The 20855-nt window shown below is 43.5% G+C and carries 20 protein-coding genes and 1 rRNA gene; all 21 read right to left on the minus strand.

Features of this window, described 5'->3' with window-relative positions; all coding sequences use genetic code 11:
* Positions 1-274: ribosomal RNA gene (locus tag NV379_RS24650) — 16S ribosomal RNA — on the minus strand; the annotation flags it as partial.
* A 585-nt stretch (positions 275-859) separates the two neighbouring features.
* The gene (lysS, locus tag NV379_RS24655; RefSeq protein WP_258210005.1) at positions 860-2359 is read right to left on the minus strand and encodes a lysine--tRNA ligase; all 1500 of its coding nucleotides are present in this window, start codon (positions 2357-2359) and stop codon (positions 860-862) included.
* 102 nt (positions 2360-2461) lie between these two features.
* The gene (gene greA / locus NV379_RS24660; RefSeq protein WP_258210006.1) at positions 2462-2938 is read right to left on the minus strand and encodes a transcription elongation factor GreA; all 477 of its coding nucleotides are present in this window, start codon (positions 2936-2938) and stop codon (positions 2462-2464) included.
* Positions 2939-3187: 249 nt separating this feature from the next.
* Complete coding sequence (gene dusB / locus NV379_RS24665) at positions 3188-4204, minus strand: tRNA dihydrouridine synthase DusB (protein ID WP_258210007.1); 1017 nt, start codon at positions 4202-4204, stop codon at positions 3188-3190.
* Between the two features lie 17 nt (positions 4205-4221).
* Positions 4222-4437 carry a helix-turn-helix domain-containing protein gene (locus NV379_RS24670; protein WP_258210008.1) on the minus strand — a complete coding sequence of 72 codons (216 nt, stop codon included), beginning with the start codon at positions 4435-4437 and terminating at the stop codon, positions 4222-4224.
* Positions 4419-4928 carry a 2-amino-4-hydroxy-6-hydroxymethyldihydropteridine diphosphokinase gene (gene folK, locus NV379_RS24675; protein WP_258210009.1) on the minus strand — a complete coding sequence of 170 codons (510 nt, stop codon included), beginning with the start codon at positions 4926-4928 and terminating at the stop codon, positions 4419-4421. Before folK ends, NV379_RS24670 begins: the two co-directional genes overlap by 19 nt.
* Positions 4918-5298: a dihydroneopterin aldolase gene (gene folB / locus NV379_RS24680; RefSeq protein ID WP_258210010.1), complete on the minus strand. Its 381-nt coding sequence runs from the start codon at positions 5296-5298 to the stop codon at positions 4918-4920. Before folB ends, folK begins: the two co-directional genes overlap by 11 nt.
* Before the next feature lie 11 nt (positions 5299-5309).
* Complete coding sequence (gene folP / locus NV379_RS24685) at positions 5310-6146, minus strand: dihydropteroate synthase (protein WP_258210011.1); 837 nt, start codon at positions 6144-6146, stop codon at positions 5310-5312.
* Complete coding sequence (gene pabC / locus NV379_RS24690) at positions 6143-7036, minus strand: aminodeoxychorismate lyase (protein ID WP_258210012.1); 894 nt, start codon at positions 7034-7036, stop codon at positions 6143-6145. Before pabC ends, folP begins: the two co-directional genes overlap by 4 nt.
* Positions 7033-7617 carry an aminodeoxychorismate/anthranilate synthase component II gene (gene pabA / locus NV379_RS24695; RefSeq protein WP_258210013.1) on the minus strand — a complete coding sequence of 195 codons (585 nt, stop codon included), beginning with the start codon at positions 7615-7617 and terminating at the stop codon, positions 7033-7035. Before pabA ends, pabC begins: the two co-directional genes overlap by 4 nt.
* 14 nt (positions 7618-7631) lie before the next feature.
* Positions 7632-9203 (minus strand): anthranilate synthase component I family protein, encoded by a 1572-nt coding sequence (locus NV379_RS24700; protein WP_258210014.1) that lies wholly within the window; start codon positions 9201-9203, stop codon positions 7632-7634.
* A gap of 129 nt (positions 9204-9332) precedes the next feature.
* Positions 9333-10271, minus strand: a complete 939-nt coding sequence (gene cysK / locus NV379_RS24705) for a cysteine synthase A (RefSeq protein ID WP_258210015.1) — start codon at positions 10269-10271, stop codon at positions 9333-9335.
* Between the two features lie 123 nt (positions 10272-10394).
* On the minus strand, positions 10395-11339 hold the full coding sequence (locus NV379_RS24710; protein ID WP_258210016.1) for a peptidyl-prolyl cis-trans isomerase: 945 nt from the start codon (positions 11337-11339) through the stop codon (positions 10395-10397).
* Between the two features lie 27 nt (positions 11340-11366).
* Positions 11367-12236: an Hsp33 family molecular chaperone HslO gene (gene hslO / locus NV379_RS24715; RefSeq protein WP_258210017.1), complete on the minus strand. Its 870-nt coding sequence runs from the start codon at positions 12234-12236 to the stop codon at positions 11367-11369.
* 28 nt (positions 12237-12264) lie between these two features.
* A complete protein-coding gene (locus tag NV379_RS24720; RefSeq protein WP_258210018.1) occupies positions 12265-13029 on the minus strand; it encodes a type III pantothenate kinase in 765 nt (254 codons plus the stop codon).
* On the minus strand, positions 13026-13898 hold the full coding sequence (gene nadC / locus NV379_RS24725) for a carboxylating nicotinate-nucleotide diphosphorylase (RefSeq protein ID WP_258210019.1): 873 nt from the start codon (positions 13896-13898) through the stop codon (positions 13026-13028). The genes NV379_RS24720 and nadC overlap by 4 nt, the downstream gene beginning before the upstream one ends.
* Positions 13891-15555 carry an L-aspartate oxidase gene (gene nadB / locus NV379_RS24730; protein ID WP_258210020.1) on the minus strand — a complete coding sequence of 555 codons (1665 nt, stop codon included), beginning with the start codon at positions 15553-15555 and terminating at the stop codon, positions 13891-13893. Before nadB ends, nadC begins: the two co-directional genes overlap by 8 nt.
* Before the next feature lie 35 nt (positions 15556-15590).
* On the minus strand, positions 15591-16529 hold the full coding sequence (gene nadA, locus NV379_RS24735) for a quinolinate synthase NadA (RefSeq protein ID WP_258210021.1): 939 nt from the start codon (positions 16527-16529) through the stop codon (positions 15591-15593).
* A 174-nt stretch (positions 16530-16703) separates the two neighbouring features.
* Positions 16704-18689, minus strand: a complete 1986-nt coding sequence (ftsH, locus tag NV379_RS24740) for an ATP-dependent zinc metalloprotease FtsH (protein ID WP_258210022.1) — start codon at positions 18687-18689, stop codon at positions 16704-16706.
* Between the two features lie 95 nt (positions 18690-18784).
* A complete protein-coding gene (hpt, locus tag NV379_RS24745; protein ID WP_258210023.1) occupies positions 18785-19324 on the minus strand; it encodes a hypoxanthine phosphoribosyltransferase in 540 nt (179 codons plus the stop codon).
* Between the two features lie 63 nt (positions 19325-19387).
* Positions 19388-20818: a tRNA lysidine(34) synthetase TilS gene (gene tilS / locus NV379_RS24750; RefSeq protein ID WP_258210024.1), complete on the minus strand. Its 1431-nt coding sequence runs from the start codon at positions 20816-20818 to the stop codon at positions 19388-19390.
* Positions 20819-20855 lie beyond the last annotated feature (37 nt).

A 20855-nucleotide genomic window follows, 5' to 3' on the forward strand; every position in this document is an offset into this window, starting at 1 on the left:
GGTGAGCCATTACCTCACCAACTAGCTAATGCGCCGCAGGCCCATCTGTAAGTGATAGATTGCTCCATCTTTCCTAACTCTCTCATGCGAGAATGTTATTTATCCGGTATTAGCACACGTTTCCGTGAGTTATCCCAGTCTTACAGGCAGGTTGCCTACGTGTTACTCACCCGTCCGCCGCTAAGCTATCCCCGAAGGAATAACTCCGCTCGACTTGCATGTATTAGGCACGCCGCCAGCGTTCGTCCTGAGCCAGGATCAAACTCTCCATTAAAAGAGCTGATTGCTCAAAATTTACTTACTAGCTTGTCTCAATCAATCGCTCGAAAGCGATGATCTTGATTGTTTGAGATTCCTTAGAATCTCATCTATTCATTCACTCGTTGTTCAGTTTTCAAAGGACAATTTCTCTTTTCTAGCTTCGCGCCGTTTTTAGCGGCGACTTCTTTAATATATCACATTCAAGTTCTCAGTGTCAAGCGCTTTTTTTAATTCTTTTTTCTTGCTTCGTGCTTGTCTGTTCTTGTCGAATGCTGCCGTTTTCAGCGGCGAGTTATAGAATAACAAATATATTAGGATACGTCAACACTTTTGCTAAAACTTTTTTGAAAACATCTAAAAACCGTTGTTATGCGAAGTCTGAATGCGGAAAACACGCGGTATATCGCTATTCCTAGGATTATCGTTGCTTCGCAATACTGACTTCCCCACCTACAAAAGTTTTGTTAATTGGGTAATCGCAAGCGGATACTTCCTTATGAAATCAAAAAAAGGATCGCAGTTCTTTAAGAAAAATGGTTTTTTCTTAAAGACTGCGATCCTTTGATATGCTCCTGAATAAGAACATTACAATATAGAATTAGTTACTTTCAGCACGCATGTGCGGGAATAACAGTACATCACGGATCGAAGGAGCGTTCGTTAGTAGCATTACTAAACGGTCAACACCGATACCTAGACCACCTGTTGGCGGCATACCGTATTCAAGCGCACGAATGAAATCATCATCCATCTCATGTGCTTCATCATTACCATGCTCACGTTCCACGATTTGCGCTTCGAAACGTTCACGTTGGTCAATTGGATCATTAAGCTCTGTAAATGCATTCGCATGCTCACGCGCTACGATAAATAGCTCAAAACGATCCGTAAAGCGAGGATCTTCTGGATTCTTTTTCGCAAGTGGTGAAATTTCAAGCGGATGTCCATATACAAAAGTAGGTTGAATCAATGTTTCTTCAACAAATTGCTCGAAGAATGCATTTAGAATATGACCAAATGTCATATGCGGCTCAACCGGTACTTTATGTTCTTTTGCCAAAGCATGAGCTTCTTCATTCGTCATCTGTACGCCGAAGTCTACGCCAGCTACTTCTTTAACAGCATCAACCATGGATACACGACGCCACTGTGGAGTTAGATCCACTTCATGACCTTGATAATTAATCTTTGTTGTGCCTAGTACTTCTTGCGCGATATGCGCAATCAGATTCTCTGTTAGTGCCATGATGTCTTTGTAATCTGCATACGCTTCATACAATTCAATCATCGTAAACTCGGGATTGTGGCGTGTAGATACACCCTCATTACGATAAACGCGACCGATCTCATACACTTTCTCTAAACCACCAACAATTAGACGCTTCAAATGAAGCTCAATTGCAATACGCATATAGATCTGCATGTCCAATGCATTATGATGCGTAATAAACGGACGCGCAGCTGCACCACCAGCGATCGTATGAAGTGTAGGTGTTTCAACTTCTAGATAACCCTTGCTATCTAGGTAACGACGCATCGCTTGAATGATACGTGAACGTGTAATAAACGTTTGTTGTACGTCTTGATTCATGATTAAATCGACGTAACGCTGACGATAGCGCATTTCTACGTCTTTAAGGCCATGATATTTCTCAGGCAAAGGAAGAAGTGACTTCGTTAACACAACAAGTTCTTTGACTTTAACGGAAGTTTCGCCTGTTTTTGTTTTAAATACAGTTCCTTTAATTCCTACCATGTCACCAAGATCAAGCAGATCAAACGCGCTGTATAACACATCGCCTACTGCATCTTCACGCACGTAAATTTGAATTTTGCCTGTGATATCTTGTAAATGTGCAAAGCTAGCTTTACCCATTGCTCTTTTTTGCATAATACGTCCAGCAAGACTTACCTCGATTGCTTGCGCTTCAAGATCTTCCTTGCTTACTTCGTCATATGCCTTAAGTACATCAGCAGCATGATGTGTACGCTCATACTTCGCACCAAACGGGTCAATCCCCATACCACGAAGCTCATCGAGCTTGTTACGTCTGATTTGCAGCAATTCATTTAACTCTACTACTACTTCTTCACTCATACGATCATCTCCCTATACAGCGTCTGAAAAGTTGCGATTTAAGCGGAAAAAGCCTCCAAAGGAAGCTTTTCGAAAAGCGTATCTTATGTCATGTAAAATACCTTATTTTTTAATATCTAAAATTTCGTATTGGATCGCGCCAACTGGCACTTGAACATCGACACGGTCACCTTTTTGCTTACCTATAATTGCTTTACCTACTGGACTTTCGTTCGAAATCTTATTGTTAAAAGGATCCGATTCTGCAGTACCCACAATTGTATATTCAACTGTGTCACCGAATTCCATATCCTTCATCGTTACAATGGAGCCAACACTCACTACATTCGTATCCACTTCATCGTTATTAATGATTCGAGCATTACGGAGCATCTTTTCAAGTGTCATAACACGACCCTCAACAAAAGCTTGCTCGTTCTTCGCATCTTCGTATTCGGAGTTTTCACTGATATCGCCGTAGCCGATTGCTATTTTGATTCGCTCCGCTACTTCACGGCGTTTTACTGACTTGAGGTATTCAAGCTCTTCCTCAAGTTTTAACAACCCGCTTTGCGTAAGAAGGATCTCTTTCTCGCTCATTTCATCTAATCTCCCGTCATGTGAATATTTTTCCAATCGCTAAGCGAATGAACTCACTTAATCCTAATATATTTCGAAGGCATCTCATGATGACTTGTCATAGAAGTAGGCTCACTGGAAACATATAAATTTACGCATAAAATCTGCCGTACGAAACACTTCGCAGGGCAGATTTACCAACAAATGTTGGGAATTGCTAACTATTGACTGATTATATTGCAACAGGTTTAAAAAGTCAATGAAAGCGCCTTATTGAACCATCGTTTTTGCTTCGTCATTTTCCGCGGCTGCATCAGCCTCGCCAGAAGCAATATAGCGCTCCAAAATGCTAACCATGCCTGATCTTGTCGTCTCTTCCATGATAGCATCCTTCACTCTTGCAGCACCGCGCATTCCTTTTAGATACCACGCTAAATGCTTACGCATTTCCTTGACAGCTACCCGCTCCGTCTTAAGCGCAATGAGGCGGTCCATGTGCAAAATTGCAATGCGCATTTTCTCTGCAGCTGTTGGATCTGGTGCAAGCTCACCATTGGCCAAGTATTGAACGGTACGATACAACATCCATGGGTTACCTAGTGCTGCACGACCGATCATGACACCGTCACAGCCCGTTTGATCGAGCATGCGTCTAGCATCTTCTGGTGTATTCACATCTCCATTACCGATTACCGGAATCGATACGTGCTCCTTCACCTGACGGATCATTTCCCAATCTGCTACACCTGTATACATTTGCTCACGTGTACGACCATGTACGGATACAGCTGCACCGCCGCCGCGTTCAACAGCCTTCGCATTCTCGAGTACGTAAATATGATCGTGATCCCAACCGATACGCATCTTCACTGTTACGGGCTTACTAACTGATGCTGTAACTGTACGGATCATCTCTTCAATTTTATCGGGACGAAGCAACCAACGAGCGCCTGCATCGGATTTAACAATTTTGGGAACCGGGCAACCCATATTGATATCAATAATATCGGCATTGGTCTGTGTATCGACAATTTTAGCAGCTTCCACTAAAGTCTCTGTGTCACCGCCAAAAATTTGCAAAGATAGTGGTTTTTCACGCTCATCCACATACAACATTTCAAGGGAGCGTTCATTTCCATGTAAAATGGCTTTGTCACTTACCATCTCCGCACAAACCAAACCAGTTCCAAACTCCTTTGCAATCAAACGGAACGCTGGATTACATACGCCTGCCATCGGTGCTAATACAACTTGGTTTGGTACTTCAATATTTCCAATCTTAAGCATTTACTTTTACCTTCTTTCTAAAGTTGTGCCGCCGGCACTTGCAATTCCTCTACATCCACTTGGAGTACGCTTGAAATACGGTTTAACATCTTCGTATCTGGCTTCTTCGCTCCACGCTCAATTGCGCCTAGAACGGCGATAGAGACACCAAGTGAATCAGCAAGTTCAACTTGCGTGTATCCTTTTAACTTACGAAAAGCGCGAATGCGCTGTGCTAATGAGCTTTTCTCCATAACTTGACGCCTTCCTTTCCACCGAGTCCTTCAAGGATGTGCTGAAGTCTAGTTATACGCTCTTGATCGGACATACATTGGGCTATGACTTCGACGAAAGGAATCATAACAAAAGCTCGTTCTTCCATTCGAGGATGAGGAAGGTGGAGATCTTCCGATTCAATCTTTGTGTCACCATATACCAATAGATCTAAATCTATAGTCCGTGGTCCCCAATGAATATCACGTGTACGCCCAAGTTTCAATTCAATGCTTAACATGGTGTGTAGTAATTCATGAGGGCGAATTGAGGTACGTACAGCAATAACCATATTCAAGAAAGCGTCTTGATCCGTAAACCCTACAGGTTCTGTTTCATAAATAGAAGACTTTCCTGCTAATGTGATTTGCGGATGTTGTTCTAAATATTCAATCGCTTGTTCCAAATATTCATGACGGTCTCCCATATTGGAACCTAATGCAATATAAGCAATAGATGTGCTACTCTCCATTCGTAATCGTCTCCCGGCTGCGTGTAATTTCTACGGTAACCCCTTGGAAATGAATATCAAATGGTGGATGTGGCTTAATGACGCGGACTGTAACCTCGTTAATGATATTATAAGTATCAAGCAAACGAGATGCAATGCATTCAGCTAGTGCTTCTATGAGCTTGAACGGTTCACCTTGTACCACTTGTTTAATATGTTCATATGCCTCCGCATAGTTAACAGATTGCTCAATATCATCCGTTAACCCCGCTTTGCGCAAAGGGAACATCATCTCAACATCCACATAGTAACGTTGACCTAACATGTTCTCTTGTGGAATGACTCCATGGTAACCGTAAAATTCCATTCTAGTTAATATGATTTTATCCAAGTTAAAGCCTCCTATACGAGTTCATGCTGCATTCTTACAATCGCATCTGTCATGACAGCCACACGTTTCATCGCCTTAACATCATGCACCCGCATAATATCGCAGCCTTGTGCAATCCCAATTGCAACCGTAGCAGCTGTTCCTTCCACAACATCTTCTGGCGGCAGACCACCTAATGTATTACGAATCATCCGTTTGCGAGATGTGCCTAGCAGCACCGGATAACCTAGTTTCACTAAATCACTCAAATGATTCATCAGCCATAAGTTCTGTTCATGACTCTTGGCAAAACCAATACCGGGGTCGAGCATGATCTGCTGATCTACCACACCTGCGGCACGTGCAATGTCGATACTTTCTTGTAAATCGTTAATGACATCTAATAAAAAATCATTATAGTTCTCATCCATACGATTGTGCATAAGAATGACAGGACACCGATGCTTCGCAGCAACTTCTGCCATTCGAGGATCACGTTTAAATCCCCACACATCATTTATGATCGACGCACCTGCCTGAATGGCTTGATCAGCTACTTCAGCTTTGTACGTATCAATAGAAATAGGAACAGACATTTCCTTAGCAATGGCTTGAATCACAGGAATGACACGACGCAATTCTTCTTCTTGTCCAACTTCATCAAACCCTGGACGAGTTGATTCTCCACCGATATCAATAATATCTGCACCTTCAGCTACCATCTGCTTCGCCCGCTCAATAGCGGTCTCTACCGTTACATAAGAACCACCATCTGAAAAAGAGTCTGGTGTAACATTCAATATGCCCATAATCAATGTTCGATGTCCTAATTGTATATCTTGATGCTGACAACTCCATGTACGAATCATGTTTCACTTCCTATATGTTGTTGATACTTATTCATTAACATCTCAGTAATCAATCCTGGGACACTAAGGAGAGAACCACCTTTCAGCACATTCGTCCCCTCTCGATTCCAAAGTGTATGCACAGGTGAAATTTCCTGAATCGAATTGGTCATTAAGATTTCATCAGCTTGCTGCAGTTGTTCTACTGTATACAAACCTTCCTCAATCGACACCCCTGCTTCAACAGCTATGTCCATAATGAATTGACGTGTTATACCAGGTAAGATTCCTGTTGTTAATGCTGGTGTACATAACTTACCTTCACTCACAAAAAATATATTTGAAACAATCCCCTCTGCTACATAACCTTCCTCTGTCAGCATAAGCCCTTCAACAGTGGATGCAGCTGTCCATGGGTATTGCAGCATTTCCCGCTTCGCTAAAATATTGTTCATATAGTGCAATGATTTCAGTCGTACTGTACCTTCTGGTGTATTACGCCTCAAGTCTAATAACTGCAACGCTTTACCCTGGCGCATCTGCTGCCTATTACGCGGTGGTAAACCTTTGACATATAGAATCTCCGTTGGGCGTTCATAGGAATGCCCAGGCAAACCAAGCAGATCATCACCCGCCGTTATTGTATAGCGAAAATAGCCATCTTCAAGGCCGTTAGCTTGAAGTAGACTTTGAACCAATTCATGTACTCGCTCCTGATCTGGCTCAAATGAAATTCCGAGCTCCTCACATCCAGCAGTTAATCGCTCTAGATGCTGTGCCAACAAGAAAGGACGCCCTTCATAAGTGCGAAACGTTTCAAACAAACCCATACCGTAAAGAAAACCGTGATCATAAATGGAGATCACGGCTTCTTGATCATCAATTAAACGACCATTTAAACTTATCTTCATCCGAGCAGTTCTTTCTCCCTTAACCTAAGGAAATTACGAAGCAACTGTAATCCATGTTCCGTAATGATCGATTCTGGATGGAATTGTACACCTTCAATCGCATACTCTTTATGACGCAGTCCCATAATCTCACCCTCAGCTGTCCACGCACTGACTTCCAGACAATCTGGCAATGTCTCTTTGCGAACAATTAAGGAATGATATCGAGTTGCTGTATAAGGATCTGGTATATCCTTAAATATCGTTAATCCATCATGATGAATTTGCGATGTCTTCCCATGCATCAAATTTGCTGCACGCACAACTTCGCCGCCGAACGCTTGCCCAATCGTCTGATGACCCAGACAAACACCCATGATCGGCACTTTGCCTTTAAAATGATCAACAACCGTGAGGCACACACCCGCTTCATTGGGTGTACAAGGTCCTGGTGACAGCAAAATGTGATCCGGCGCAAGCGCCTCAATACCTGCGATGTCAATCTCATCATTACGACGAACGATAATCTCTTCTCCTAGCTCTCCTAAATACTGCACCAAGTTGTAAGTAAATGAATCGTAATTATCAATTACTAAAATCATCTTCGGTACCCTCCCTAAGCTCTGCTCAATTCTTGCTCACTAAACTCAATTGCCTTCCATACTGCCTTCGCCTTGTTAAGCGATTCTTTGTACTCTTGGCTTGGCACCGAATCAATCACGATACCTGCACCTGCTTGGACATGTCCCATTCCTTGCGCAGTAACCAAAGTACGTATAATTATATTAAATTCCATATCTCCATTATAGTCAATCCATCCCATCGCACCTGTGTATGGTCCACGACGAACGGGTTCTAATTCTTCAATGATTTGCATCGTACGAACCTTAGGCGCACCCGTGATCGTACCTCCTGGGAAAGTAGCGGCAATGGCATCAAAAGCATTTTTGCCTTGAGCAATCTTACCTTCTATTTGAGAGACGATATGCATCACGTGTGAATAATATTCAATCACCATAAAGTCATCGACTTTAACACTGCCATACTCCGAAATGCGACCGAGATCATTACGCTCCAGATCGACAAGCATCACATGCTCAGCTCGCTCTTTTTCATTATGAATCAATTCATCCGCAAGCCTCTGATCTTCTCTAGCATTCGCACCACGGCGACGCGTACCAGCAATAGGACGCGTACGAAGGACACCTTGTTCCAATTGAACAAGCAATTCAGGCGAAGCGGACGCAAGCGTAAAGTCTCCAAAACGCATCAATCCCATATAAGGAGATGGATTAATAATACGCAGCCACTCATACACTTCCTCGGGAGAAGAATGCATCGGACGACTTTGTCTAACAGATAAATTCACTTGGAATACATCACCCGCAGAAATATACGATTGAATGCGATCTACAGCATGTTCGAAGTCTTCACGGCGAAAAGCCGGCTTCAGATCACTTAATTGCTCTACATCAATAGTCAAACCTTCACCACGACTGTGACTCTGCTCAAGAATAAGCTCGCGACGTTTGCGATAATCATATGTCTGTGATGCATAAATAAGTTTATTCCACTTATCCAACATCAAATTAGCTGTTCGTTCAGCAGAGCGGTACGCTTCCAGCAACGCATGTTCATCTTGTGCAAGATTATGCGTAAGAGCCGTATGCACAGCCATATATATATCATTCTTCTCTTGATCCACAACCCAAATTTCATTGTACATCGCAAAACTATAATCAGGTACTGGCAAATCATTCGCAGCTTGCTCAGGTAAATGTTCAATACAGCGCGCAACATCATAACCCCAGAATCCGACACAACCACCAATAAATTTAGGTGCTTCTTCCACTCGTGGAGAACGATAAGGAAGCATCCAGTGCTGCACGGCTTGTAAGGCATTTTTCTCCAGCACAATTCTGCGCGGACTGCCATGCCCATCTTCTTCCCATACTTCTGCGCGTTCTACAGTTCCCCGTATTATCGACACTGGCTTAAGCCCAAGCATCGTGTATCGGCCACCTTTGCCACTTTCAAGGACGAATGACTCTGGTGCCGCTTCTTTCCATGCTTCTTCCCATGAAGGAATCACCTGTTGCTCTAACTCCTTTTTCATTACAAATGGAAGCACGGTATAGCTCCCACAATTCGCCCACTGTTTCCAATTCTCATAAGATGTAACGTTCAACTGTATTCTTACTCCCCTCTACAACCAAATGCTGCCTGTCTTGCTGAGTTGTCCATTAGTATACTTCAAACTGGAAAATTTAAAAACCCCTCAGCCTCAAGCTGAAGGGTCTTATGTTCTAATCTATGATTAGTCCTCGAAATGATAAAGTGGTGTGGACAAGTAACGCTCACCATTACTAGGTACAACAGCAAGCACTCTCTTACCAGGACCTAAGTCTTTCGCTATTTTCAATGCTGCATAAATCGCTGCACCGGAAGAAATACCACCAAGGATTCCTTCTTCTTTCGCTACACGGCGAGAAGTCTCGAATGCATCATCATTCTCAACCGCAATAATCTCATCATAAATATTCGTATCAAGAATGTCAGGTACGAATCCTGCACCAATTCCTTGAATCTTATGAGGACCCGGCTTACCACCAGATAGTACAGGCGAACTGCTAGGTTCTACCGCAAAAATCTTGATGTTCGGGAAGTTCTCTCTAAGAATCGAACCCGTTCCTGTAATTGTACCACCTGTACCAATACCCGCTACAAATGCATCGAGCTTGCCATCATAGCCATTGATCGCTTCCACGATTTCTGGACCTGTTGTTTCACGGTGTACTTTCACGTTCGCTTGATTCTTAAATTGCTGTGGAATAAAGTAAGTCGGATTCTCTGCTTGCAAAGCTTCTGCACGTGCAATCGCGCCTTTCATTCCTTCTGCACCTGGTGTTAATACAAGCTCAGCACCATATGCACGAAGCAAGTTGCGACGTTCCATACTCATCGTCTCAGGCATAACGAGAATCGCTCTATATCCTTTAGCGGCAGCAACCATTGCAAGACCGATACCTGTGTTACCACTAGTCGGCTCAACGATTGTGTCGCCTGGCTTTAGCTTACCTTCTTGTTCTGCTACTTCGATCATAGAGATCGCTATGCGATCCTTCACGCTAGCACCTGGGTTCTGGAACTCCAGCTTCACATAAACCTCAGCACTACCTTCTGGAACAACACGGTTTAAACGAACAATCGGTGTATTTCCAATCAATTCTGTAATACTCTGCACAAGCTTAGCCATCGTCATCTTCCTCCTTAAGCATTCGCAAAAAAATATGATCTATAATTTCCGAGTAAATCAGTTGGTATTCGTTAATCTAATCTTATCAAGGCTTCCATAGATTGTCAACCAAGTCACTCGGATTTACTGCAAAAATTTTCCGTCCAAGATTTGCGCGCCATGCTTGGATCGAAGGGCATTCACCACTTCTTTCATTGGAGGTGCTTTTTGGATAGCAAGCTGCTTTTTAACTTTCTCACGAATGATAGCAGGATCTTCCTTTTCTTCTGTCTTTTTATCTTTCAACAAAATGATGGCATAGCCGTTCGTCAGAGGAATGATGCCGCTGTATTCATTCTTTTTCAGTTTCTTCGCTGCTGTCATGATCGGCGAAGAGATGAAAGGATCATTTTCAAAAATCCAACCTAGATCTCCGTCTGTGCTTGACGTTGTTTCATCAATGGAACGATCTCGTACAAGGGTTGAGAACTCCTGTCCTTTGTTCAGCTCTCTAAGCGCCTTATCGGCATGTTCTTTCGATGCCAAGATCATCTGTTGAATATGGTACTCAGATCTTGCTTTGAATTCTTCTGCATGGGTGCGCATATACTCCGTTACTTCTTCGTCAGTGATCGTAACACTTCGCGTCGCAAGACGTTCGAGCAACAGCTTGTAATAGGCATCGTCATGTAGTTCCTCTTGGGACAAACCCAGCTGATCTTTCATTGCTTTAAAATAAGCTTCCAAACTCTCGTAGCCTTCACTATTCATCTTGAGTTCGCGGTTAATCTCTTCATCATCTACCGTGATACCAACCTCTCTCGCTTCTATGCGGATGGCCTCACGATCGATCAATTGATTCACCATTTCATTGCCATAGTGTTTAATTAATTGTTTCTGAATCTCTCCCATTGTGATCTGGCGGTCACCGACCTTGGCAATGACTTGAGTGGAATCCGCATCTCCTCTAATATCTTTCGAATTGCCTTTATCCGAAGATGCGCCTCCTCCACTCAGTACTACAACCAGCAGCACCGCAATACAGACACAAAGCCCGCCAATGATTGCTCCTACTCCTCTTTTTGCCATGACCCCTAATTGCTCGCCTCAGCTTCACTATAATTTGTCGATGATCGACTGTATGTCCTCTGATGTAAATCCGAATGTCTCATTGCAAAAATGACACTGAATTTCTGCTTTACCGTCTTCAGTAAGCAACTGCTCTAATTCCGCCTTGCCTAGAGAAACCAATGTTTCTTCTACACGCTCACGTGAGCACTTGCACTTAAAGGAAACATCCATGGTCTCAAACAATCGGAAAGAAGGAAGAACTTCTCCTAGAATTTGCTCAAGATCCAACCCGCGTTCCAACATTGTTGTCATTGAAGGGATTTGCGATAGACGCTGTTCAAGCTCTGTTATCTCTTCATCGGTTAAACCTGGCATTAATTGAATAATAAATCCACCTGCTGCTTTAACTGAATAGTCCACATCCACAAGTACACCCAATGAAACAGCTGAAGGCGTCTGCTCGGATACGGTAAAATAGTACGTAAAATCTTCAGCAAGTTCACCTGATATGATCGGTGTAGAACCGCGATATGGTTCTTTAAGACCTAAATCTTTAATGATATAAAGAGCACCATCTGTTCCTACTGCTCCAGCCACATCCAGCTTACCTTTGGCATTGAGCGGTAAATCAACAGTTGGATTAGAAATGTAACCACGCACTTCCCCATACGCATTGGAATCCACGATAATCTGACCGATTGGACCGCCACCTTGTACTTGAACTGTCAGCTTCTCTTCACCCTTGAGCATCGCCCCCATCATTAAGCTGGCCGCTACTGTCCGTCCAAGCGCCGCTGTCACGGTTGGTGTTGCCTGATGTCTACGACTTAGTTCGTCTGTGATCGATGTTGAGCATACTGCAAATGCGCGAACTTTCCCCGCAAATCCAGTTCCGCGAATCATATAGTCTTTCAATTGAAGTCACCTCTAATACGTATATGTTCTAAACGTTTTTTTCATAAATAAGTTGCAAGCCTTGCAGCGTTAAAAGTGGGTTAACTAAATCAATTGTTCGGGATTCCGACGCAATTAACTCTGCAAGTCCACCTGTTGCGACAACGGTTGGTTCAACATTGAATTCTTCTTTTATACGCGTCACAATGCCATCTACCTGAGATACGTATCCAAAAATGATCCCTGCTTGCATCGCAGATACGGTATTCTTCCCAACTACACTCTTCGGTTTCACAAGTTCAATACGCGGTAGCTTGGCTGCACGTTGATATAAAGCTTCAGTCGAAATACCGATACCTGGTGCAATTGCGCAGCCAACAAGTTGACCTGCATGATCAATATAGTCGTAAGTTGTTGCTGTACCGAAATCCACGATCACACATGGTGATCCATATAGTTCAAGGGCCGCTACTGCATTCACAATGCGGTCAGCACCTACTTCTTTAGGGTTGTCCACGCGAACATTAAGCCCCGTCTTAATACCTGGGCCAACGATATAAGGTGTCTTTTTCAAATAATCCAGACACAGGTTTTCTAGAACAAACATCAGCGGCGGTACGACAGAAGAGATGATCACACCTTGAATCTGATCCAATTTAATATCTGCATGTCGGAAAAGATTCGATACGATCATCCCATACTCATCCGTGGTCGCTGATCGGTTTGTACTAATCCGCCAATGATGAAGCAAATCCTTTTCTTTGTACAAGCCAAGAACAATATTCGTGTTGCCCACGTCGATAACTAAAATCATGCAAACGTGCTCTCCTTCCGCGCATTAAGATCGAGTGATATATCTAAAGCAGCTACGGAATACGTGAGCTGTCCTATAGAAATAATATCTACACCTGTCTCTGCCATTACTCGAATCGTCTGTGGAGATACAGAACCAGAACCTTCCACGATAATATGCGGTGCACGACTTTTAATCACCGCAACCGCTTCTTTCATTTGAGCAGGTGGCATATTGTCTAGCATAATGATATCCGCGCCTACTTGAAGCGCTTCTTCTAGTTGCATAAAATCTTCTACTTCAACTTCAATCTTCATGGTATGAGGGATCGCCTCACGCGCAGCTTGAACCGCAGCTGTAATACTTCCGGCACCCTTAATATGATTATCTTTTATCATAACAGCATCATATAAACCAAATCGATGATTATGACCGCCACCAACACGCACAGCGTATTTCTCAAGCAGGCGTAATCCCGGAGTGGTCTTACGCGTATCCACAAGACGAACCGGTAAATCTGCAACTACTGCCGTAAATGCATGTGTCTTCGTCGCAATTCCTGACAAGCGCTGAAGCAAGTTAAGTGCCAAACGTTCTCCAATCAAGATGCTTCGGGTACTGCCAGTTACAGTCGCAATAATGGTTCCTTTCGTAACAGGTGTTCCATCCATTACTTCCGCTTTGAATTGTAACTTCGGATCAACCTCTGCAAATACAGCTTCAGCAATGCTGATTCCTGCTAATATCCCGTCTTGCTTCACATGGATAATACCCGTAGACTTACTTGCTACTGGAATTGTAGAAAGGGATGTGACATCCCCTGCTCCAACATCCTCTTGCAACCAAGCTTGTATTTGCTGCGCCAATAAACGCTTATTCAAGTTATGCATCTAATATCCACTCCTCAGACATGCCCGTTTCAATATGGAAAACAATATGTTTCTGCCATTTGGCATTATTGGATTCTGGAAAATCTTCGCGATAATGTCCACCACGACTTTCATCACGATGAAGCGCCGCTTGCGCCGTTAATAGCGCACATGTGAGCAAATTGGCAAACTCATATTCTTCACGACGAGTCAGACGTGTATCGAAGAACGAATGCTGTCTAGATAGTTCATCAATCGCCTTCTGAAGTGTCTTCGCTGTTCGAAGTAAACCAACATACCGCAGCATAACTTTCTGCAGTTTAAGCCTGCGCTCAACAACAGCTTGCTGCGCAACGTCTTTGCGTAGTTCAGGAGCAGAGTCAAGTGAACTTGCATGCTCTAGAGCTGCTTCACTCGATGTGAGAGATCTACCTTGTATCGCTAGGGGTTCAAGCAGCTTGATCCGTTCAATAATGCGACGACCAAATACAATCGCCTCTGACAATGAATTAGATGCTAAACGATTCGCACCATGTACACCTGTAGAGGACACTTCGCCACAAGCGTACAATCTTGGCACAGCCGTTGCCCCATGTAAATCCGTCTTCACTCCACCCATCATATAATGAGCTGCAGGTGCGACCGGAATCCAGTCACTCGCCAAATCTAAACCATAGCGCATGCAAAATTCATAAATGGTTGGAAAACGATGCTTCACCATCTCTTCCGGTTCATGTGTCACATCAATGTATACATAGGTAGACTTGGTCGATTCCATTTCGGAAACGATTGCTCTCGCTACAATATCACGTGGTGCTAATTCAAGTAATGGATGATATCGCTCCATGAAACGTTCACCCTTAATATTGCGCAGAATCGCACCTTCTCCTCGCACAGCTTCTGATATTAAGAAACGCGGCGCTCCTGGATAACATAGCGAAGTAGGATGAAATTGAATAAATTCAACATCCTGAATGAGTGCTCCCGCTCGATAAGCGATGGCGATACCATCACCTGTTGCGATATCCGGATTCGTCGTATAACGATAAAGCTGGCCAGCACCACCTGTACATAGGATCGTCGCTTGACCACGCGCTATTACACGCGAACCATCCGGTTTCTGGACAAGTGCGCCATAACATTCACCAGCTTCATTCTTCAATAAATCGATGACAAAATGATCATCCCAAAGTGTGATATTCGGATCACTCTTCGTCTTCTCTGATAATGCGCGTACAATCTCTGCCCCAGTTGCGTCTCCATTGGCATGTAAAATACGACGCTGACTATGTGCTCCTTCTTTCGTCAGAGCCAGTACCCCATTCTCTTCATCAAAGGTAGTACCCATTCGAATCAGATCTTTGACACCATCGGGACCTTCATGGACAAGTACATCTACGGCATTGCGAGAACATAGTCCTGCACCTGCCATTAGCGTATCTTGCAAATGGTACTCTGGTGAATCATCATCTGCAATGACGGCAGCGATTCCACCCTGCGCGTACCTTGTATTCGAATCAAGCAGTGACTTCTTCGTAATCATCAAAACTTGATAACTCTCACTTGCTTTGATGGCTGTAAATAACCCCGCTATTCCTGCACCAATTACGATGACATCCGTATCCACTACAGGTAAATCATCTAAATCGACATCAACTAACGTACTAGGTATCTTCATCTTATAACCACCTCTAAACAAGAGAGTAGCGCATGCTACTTCACGAGTAACATGCGCTCCAGTGATTGTCTAGCTTGCTCAGCCACGTGATCCGGCACATAGATCTCCGGTTTCATCGTTTCGAGCGCTTTAACCACTTTTTTCAAATTATTCACTTTCATATTCGGACATACCAAATACTTTGTTGCAAAATGGAATTGCTTATCTGGGCTGTTTAGACGAAGCTGATACCCAGTCCCATCTTCTGTTCCAACTATAAACTCCTGACAAGGAGATTCTTTGCAATATTTAATAATCGCTGTTGTGGACCCTACGAAATCCCCCATTGCCACAACTTCTGGTCGGCATTCTGGATGCACAACAAACTGTGCATTCGGGTGCAATCGCTTCATTTCTTCCACATCTTTAATGGTAAGCATATCATGCGTATTGCAGTATCCTTCCCAGATGATCATTTTCTTGTTTGTGAATTTAGATACATAGTCGCCCAAATTTTTATCTGGAACCCAGATTACCTCGTCCGAATCCACAGAATTCACGACTTTAAGCGCGTTAGCTGATGTACAGCAAATATCAGTTTCTGATTTCACTTCAGCTGATGTATTAATATATGCGACTACTTTCGCATTCGGGTGCTGGCGTTTGAGTGCGCGAAGACCTTCTACGTTAACCATATCAGCCATCGGACAGCCTGCACGCTCATCTGGAATGATGACCGTCTTCGTCGGTGCTAATATCTTGGCGCTCTCGCCCATAAAATGAACACCACAGAACACGATGACATCGGCATCTGTTGACGCTGCCTTCTGTGCTAATAAGAAGGAATCCCCACGGAAATCTGCGATTTCCTGTATTTCATCTCGTTGATAATAATGAGCTAAAATAATTGCATTTCGTTCTTTCTTTAACTGAGCTAATCGTTCTCTAAGTACACGATTCTGCTCTGCCTTATGCTGTAAAGCTAAAGCCTCCATGATCTTCCCCCCGATCATAACACCTTGCAATATCAATTATCTGTGTAACAATTTGGAACACACGATTTACAACTAATTTACAGGAACCTACCCGTAGTGTCAATCCACAAAAAAGCCGCGTTATAAAGCAAAACCGGACTATGCAGATCGCATAGTCCGGTTTATTCGTTCGTATTAAACGTCCTTGGAATCTTTGTTCGGATCGGAGTTATTATCTTCGATCTTCTCTTCTGTTTCTTTTGCAGATTCAGGAGTAGATTCTACAGGAGCAGCTTTAATCACTTCTGCTTCCTTATGTGTGCCGATTGTTACTTTGATATCGTCACCAGAAAGTTCATCATTCTTGATTACGCCATTTTCTAAAAGCTCAACAATCTGATCTTTATCCAATGTTTCACGTTCAAGAAGTGCGTTCGCAACTAAGTGAACTTCTGCGGAGTGATCCGTCAAAATCTGCTTCGCACGATCATAACACTCACGAATCATACGCTGCATTTCTTGGTCGATCTCATAAGCAATCGCATCGGAGTAGTTCTGCTCATGGCCGATATCGCGTCCAAGGAATACTTGGCCTTGTGTGGAGCCAAATTGCAATGGACCAAGCTTATCACTCATACCGTATTCCATGACCATGCTGCGAATCGTGCTCGTCGCTTTCTGGAAGTCACTGTATGCGCCTGTACCGATGTCGCCGATAAACAATTCTTCCGCAACACGTCCACCAAGTAAACCTGTAACTTTATCAAGCAATTCGTTCTTCGTATAAAGCATACGGTCTTCGCCTTCCTTCGGAAGCATAAGCACGTATCCTCCTGCACGACCACGAGGGATAATCGTAACTTTGTGAATCTTATCTGCATGCTCAGCATAGTAACCAATTATCGCATGACCTGATTCGTGGTAAGCAACAGTTTTCTTCTCGCGTTCAGATACTACGCGGCTCTTCTTCTGTGTTCCAACAATCACACGGTCAAACGCTTCTTCGACCTCATCCATCGAAATATCTTTACGATTACGGCGAGCCGCAATAAGTGCCGATTCGTTCAATAGATTCTCAAGATCAGCGCCTGTAAATCCAGTTGTATAACGAGCAATGGTATCCAGCTTCACGTTAGCAGCTAAAGGCTTATTGCGGGCGTGTACTTTAAGTACCGCTTCACGGCCTTTAACATCTGGACGATCGACTGTAATCTGACGGTCAAAACGTCCTGGACGAAGCAATGCCGGGTCAAGGATATCAGGGCGGTTCGTTGCAGCGATGATAATGATACCTTCGTTCGCACCGAAACCATCCATCTCAACGAGCAATTGGTTGAGTGTTTGTTCACGTTCATCGTGTCCACCACCAAGACCAGCTCCACGCTGACGACCTACTGCATCAATCTCATCGATAAAGATGATACAAGGTGCATTCTTCTTCGCATTCTCGAACAAGTCACGAACACGGGAAGCACCGACACCGACGAACATCTCTACGAAATCCGAACCGGAAATCGAGAAGAACGGAACGCCAGCTTCACCAGCTACTGCACGAGCAAGCAATGTTTTACCCGTTCCTGGAGGACCATTAAGAAGGACACCCTTCGGAATACGAGCTCCAACTGCCGAGAATTTGCGAGGGTCCTTGAGGAATTCAACGATTTCCACTAGCTCTTGTTTCTCTTCGTCAGCACCAGCTACATCTTCAAATGTAACTTTCTTCTTCTCGTCGTTGTATAGACGCGCTTTACTCTTACCAAAGTTCATCACTTTGCCACCGCCGCCTTGCGACTGGTTAAGCAAGAAGAAGAACAATACGAACATAATGACAAAAGGAATAATCGAGGTAAGGAAGCTCAGCCATAGGCTCTCGCCTTCCATTGGCAGATGCTCTTGAGCGACTCCGCTGTCGTCAATCATCGCGAGCATTTTATCGCTTGCTGGACCTCGTGTTTCGAACGGAGCATGATTATTACTCTTTAGCGTTCCTTTTATCAAATAGGTATACTTGTCAAATTGAACCTTGACTGACTCTACGTTATTATTCTTGAGTTCAACTTTGAACTTGTCATAACTAATACGATCAGTTCGCTCATTCTGATTGCTTACAAAGCTGACAATACCAACGACTACCAGCACTACAATTAAATAAAAGCCACTAGTCCTAATAAACCGATTCATTCTCTACCACCTCTCAAACAACACACTTTTATTATTTTACCACAGCTGTTAAGTGCATCACAACAATGCAACTTAAGCGCTGATGATTGTCCTGTTTAGCTTGAATAAACCTCTGGTTTAAGGACACCTACATAAGGTAGGTTTCTGTATTGTTCCGCATAGTCTAGCCCGTATCCAACGATAAATGCATCTGGAATGGAGAACCCTTTGTAGTCAGGCTCCAAATCAACTGTTCTACGCTCTGGCTTATCGAATAAAGCAACAACAGCAATGGATTTCGCATTACGGCGTTCCAATACGTCGATTAGGTAGCTAAGCGTGAGTCCACTATCAATAATATCTTCGACAATAAGGATGTGACGACCTTCAATTGCTACATCAAGATCTTTTAAAATTTTCACAACTCCAGAAGATTTCGTGGAATGTCCATAACTGGATACTGCCATGAAATCAATTTGAAGCGGGCAGTCGATCTTCTTAACAAGATCAGACATAAAAATAAATGCGCCTTTCAGAACGCAAATAACAAGCGGGTTCTTATCTGCATACTCCGCTGTAAGTTGTGCGCCTAACTCGGCAATTTTGTTCTGAATAACCTCTTCACTGTAAAGCACTTCTTGAATATCGTTGTGCAAGGGTATTCCTCCTACATCATAATATGAGTGAGTACATGTTTCCATGCTCTTGTGAGAATGCCCCTAATCGAAGGAATCCACCTTCACATGCAGCACACGCCGCGTGTTCGGATCAACAGCTGCAAAGCGAGATCGCCCATAGCCTGGAATCCACAAAATCTGCCCTTTTGCATCGAGCAGGATTGGAATTCGATCACGTTCACGTTGCGCCACTTTGGCGTCAATGAACATATTTTTTACTTTTTTTGATCCATTTAAACCAAAAGGTTCAATCCGATCACCATCTCTGCGATTACGAATACATAAAGGCAGTTCTAGCTGATCCATATCAAAAAAAGCTTCTTGTTCCTTCGCTGAAAACAAACGTGTTTTTCTCTCTTTTTCGTGCCTATGATCCAAATGATCGATAACATGAAACTCGAATGTGGATGCAATCTCGGGAATCGATACTGCACCACCAAGCGGTTGGCACTCATACTGAAAAGATGCTGTTTCCCGCCATTCTTTAATAAAAGAAAGCTGTTCGTATTCGCGAACGAAGTACATATGTCCATAGATTAATTGCCGCATATTCGGGCCGGTCTCGCGAATCATAGATTCACGAAGCATTTCAATTCTTGTAAAGTCTAGCCATTCGGCCGGGCAAGCAAGATAACTTAATATTAATTTAATCAAGCGTCGTTGTAAAGCGAGGGGGAGTTTCATAAATCGATGACGAGGCAATCTTACATCCTCATTATGAATGAATACGATTTCTTGAAAAACCCGCTCCGTCTCTTGCTGCATGTACGCTTCCTCCGCCTGCATCACTTCGCTTAAGCGAATTAGAGCGTGTGGAAGTTCTTCATTATATTTTTGCAAAAAAGGAATAATGTCTAACCGAACTTGGTTTCTAAAATATTTGCGAGATGCATTCGATGCATCCACACTATAAGGAATTTGTTCTTGATGACAATAGTCAATAAGTTGTTCTTTGTGTATACGAAGTAAAGGACGAATCAGTTTCACATTACGATCCATCCGAACATCACGAATACCACCTAACCCTGATGGTCCTGTACCACGAACAATTCGCATCATCATCGTCTCAGCCTGATCGTCGGCATGATGGGCAAGTGCGATACATCCCGCTTCATACTTACGAGCGATTTTATGTAAAAAATCATAACGCTTCTCTCTCGCTGCTACCTGGGGATTCAGCGATGTTGCTGCAATGTAAGCTGGCACATTTACTTCTGCAATCTCGCAAGGCAGTCCCAATGTTCGTGCGAGTGCCTCCACTTGAAGCGCTTCTTCTCTCGATTCTTCAACTCGAAATCCATGATTCACATGTGCGACAACGAGCTTCCATTGATGTTTGCTAGATAGCACGTAGAGCAGATGGAGCAGTGCGACCGAATCTGGACCTCCTGAAACGGCAACTACGATGCAATCTCCATCCGCAAGTAATTGCTTCGCTGCAATATGCTGCTCTACGGTAAGTTGAAGTTCCATTCCATCCCTCTTTTCTGGTTGCTAGGTATAACTCTTC

The sequence above is a fragment of the Paenibacillus radicibacter genome, assembly GCF_024721995.1.
GTDB classification, from domain to species: domain Bacteria; phylum Bacillota; class Bacilli; order Paenibacillales; family NBRC-103111; genus Paenibacillus_AM; species Paenibacillus_AM radicibacter.

Bases quoted from the DNA above. Each gene is read 5' to 3' on its own strand.
- NV379_RS24670 (WP_258210008.1), bottom strand. From the start codon at position 4,437: ATGGAGAAAAGCTCATTAGCACAGCGCATTCGCGCTTTTCGTAAGTTA.
- pabA (WP_258210013.1), bottom strand. From the start codon at position 7,617: ATGATTTTAGTAATTGATAATTACGATTCATTTACTTACAACTTGGTG.
- folP (WP_258210011.1), bottom strand. From the start codon at position 6,146: ATGATTCGTACATGGAGTTGTCAGCATCAAGATATACAATTAGGACAT.
- dusB (WP_258210007.1), bottom strand. From the start codon at position 4,204: ATGCTTAAGATTGGAAATATTGAAGTACCAAACCAAGTTGTATTAGCA.
- greA (WP_258210006.1), bottom strand. From the start codon at position 2,938: ATGAGCGAGAAAGAGATCCTTCTTACGCAAAGCGGGTTGTTAAAACTT.
- cysK (WP_258210015.1), bottom strand. From the start codon at position 10,271: ATGGCTAAGCTTGTGCAGAGTATTACAGAATTGATTGGAAATACACCG.
- NV379_RS24710 (WP_258210016.1), bottom strand. From the start codon at position 11,339: ATGGCAAAAAGAGGAGTAGGAGCAATCATTGGCGGGCTTTGTGTCTGT.
- nadB (WP_258210020.1), bottom strand. From the start codon at position 15,555: ATGAAGATACCTAGTACGTTAGTTGATGTCGATTTAGATGATTTACCT.
- nadC (WP_258210019.1), bottom strand. From the start codon at position 13,898: ATGCATAACTTGAATAAGCGTTTATTGGCGCAGCAAATACAAGCTTGG.
- tilS (WP_258210024.1), bottom strand. From the start codon at position 20,818: ATGGAACTTCAACTTACCGTAGAGCAGCATATTGCAGCGAAGCAATTA.
- ftsH (WP_258210022.1), bottom strand. From the start codon at position 18,689: ATGAATCGGTTTATTAGGACTAGTGGCTTTTATTTAATTGTAGTGCTG.
- folK (WP_258210009.1), bottom strand. From the start codon at position 4,928: ATGGAGAGTAGCACATCTATTGCTTATATTGCATTAGGTTCCAATATG.
- pabC (WP_258210012.1), bottom strand. From the start codon at position 7,036: ATGAAGATAAGTTTAAATGGTCGTTTAATTGATGATCAAGAAGCCGTG.
- lysS (WP_258210005.1), bottom strand. From the start codon at position 2,359: ATGAGTGAAGAAGTAGTAGTAGAGTTAAATGAATTGCTGCAAATCAGA.
- NV379_RS24720 (WP_258210018.1), bottom strand. From the start codon at position 13,029: ATGATTTTAGTTATCGACGTGGGCAACACGAATATTGTTCTTGGCTTG.
- nadA (WP_258210021.1), bottom strand. From the start codon at position 16,529: ATGGAGGCTTTAGCTTTACAGCATAAGGCAGAGCAGAATCGTGTACTT.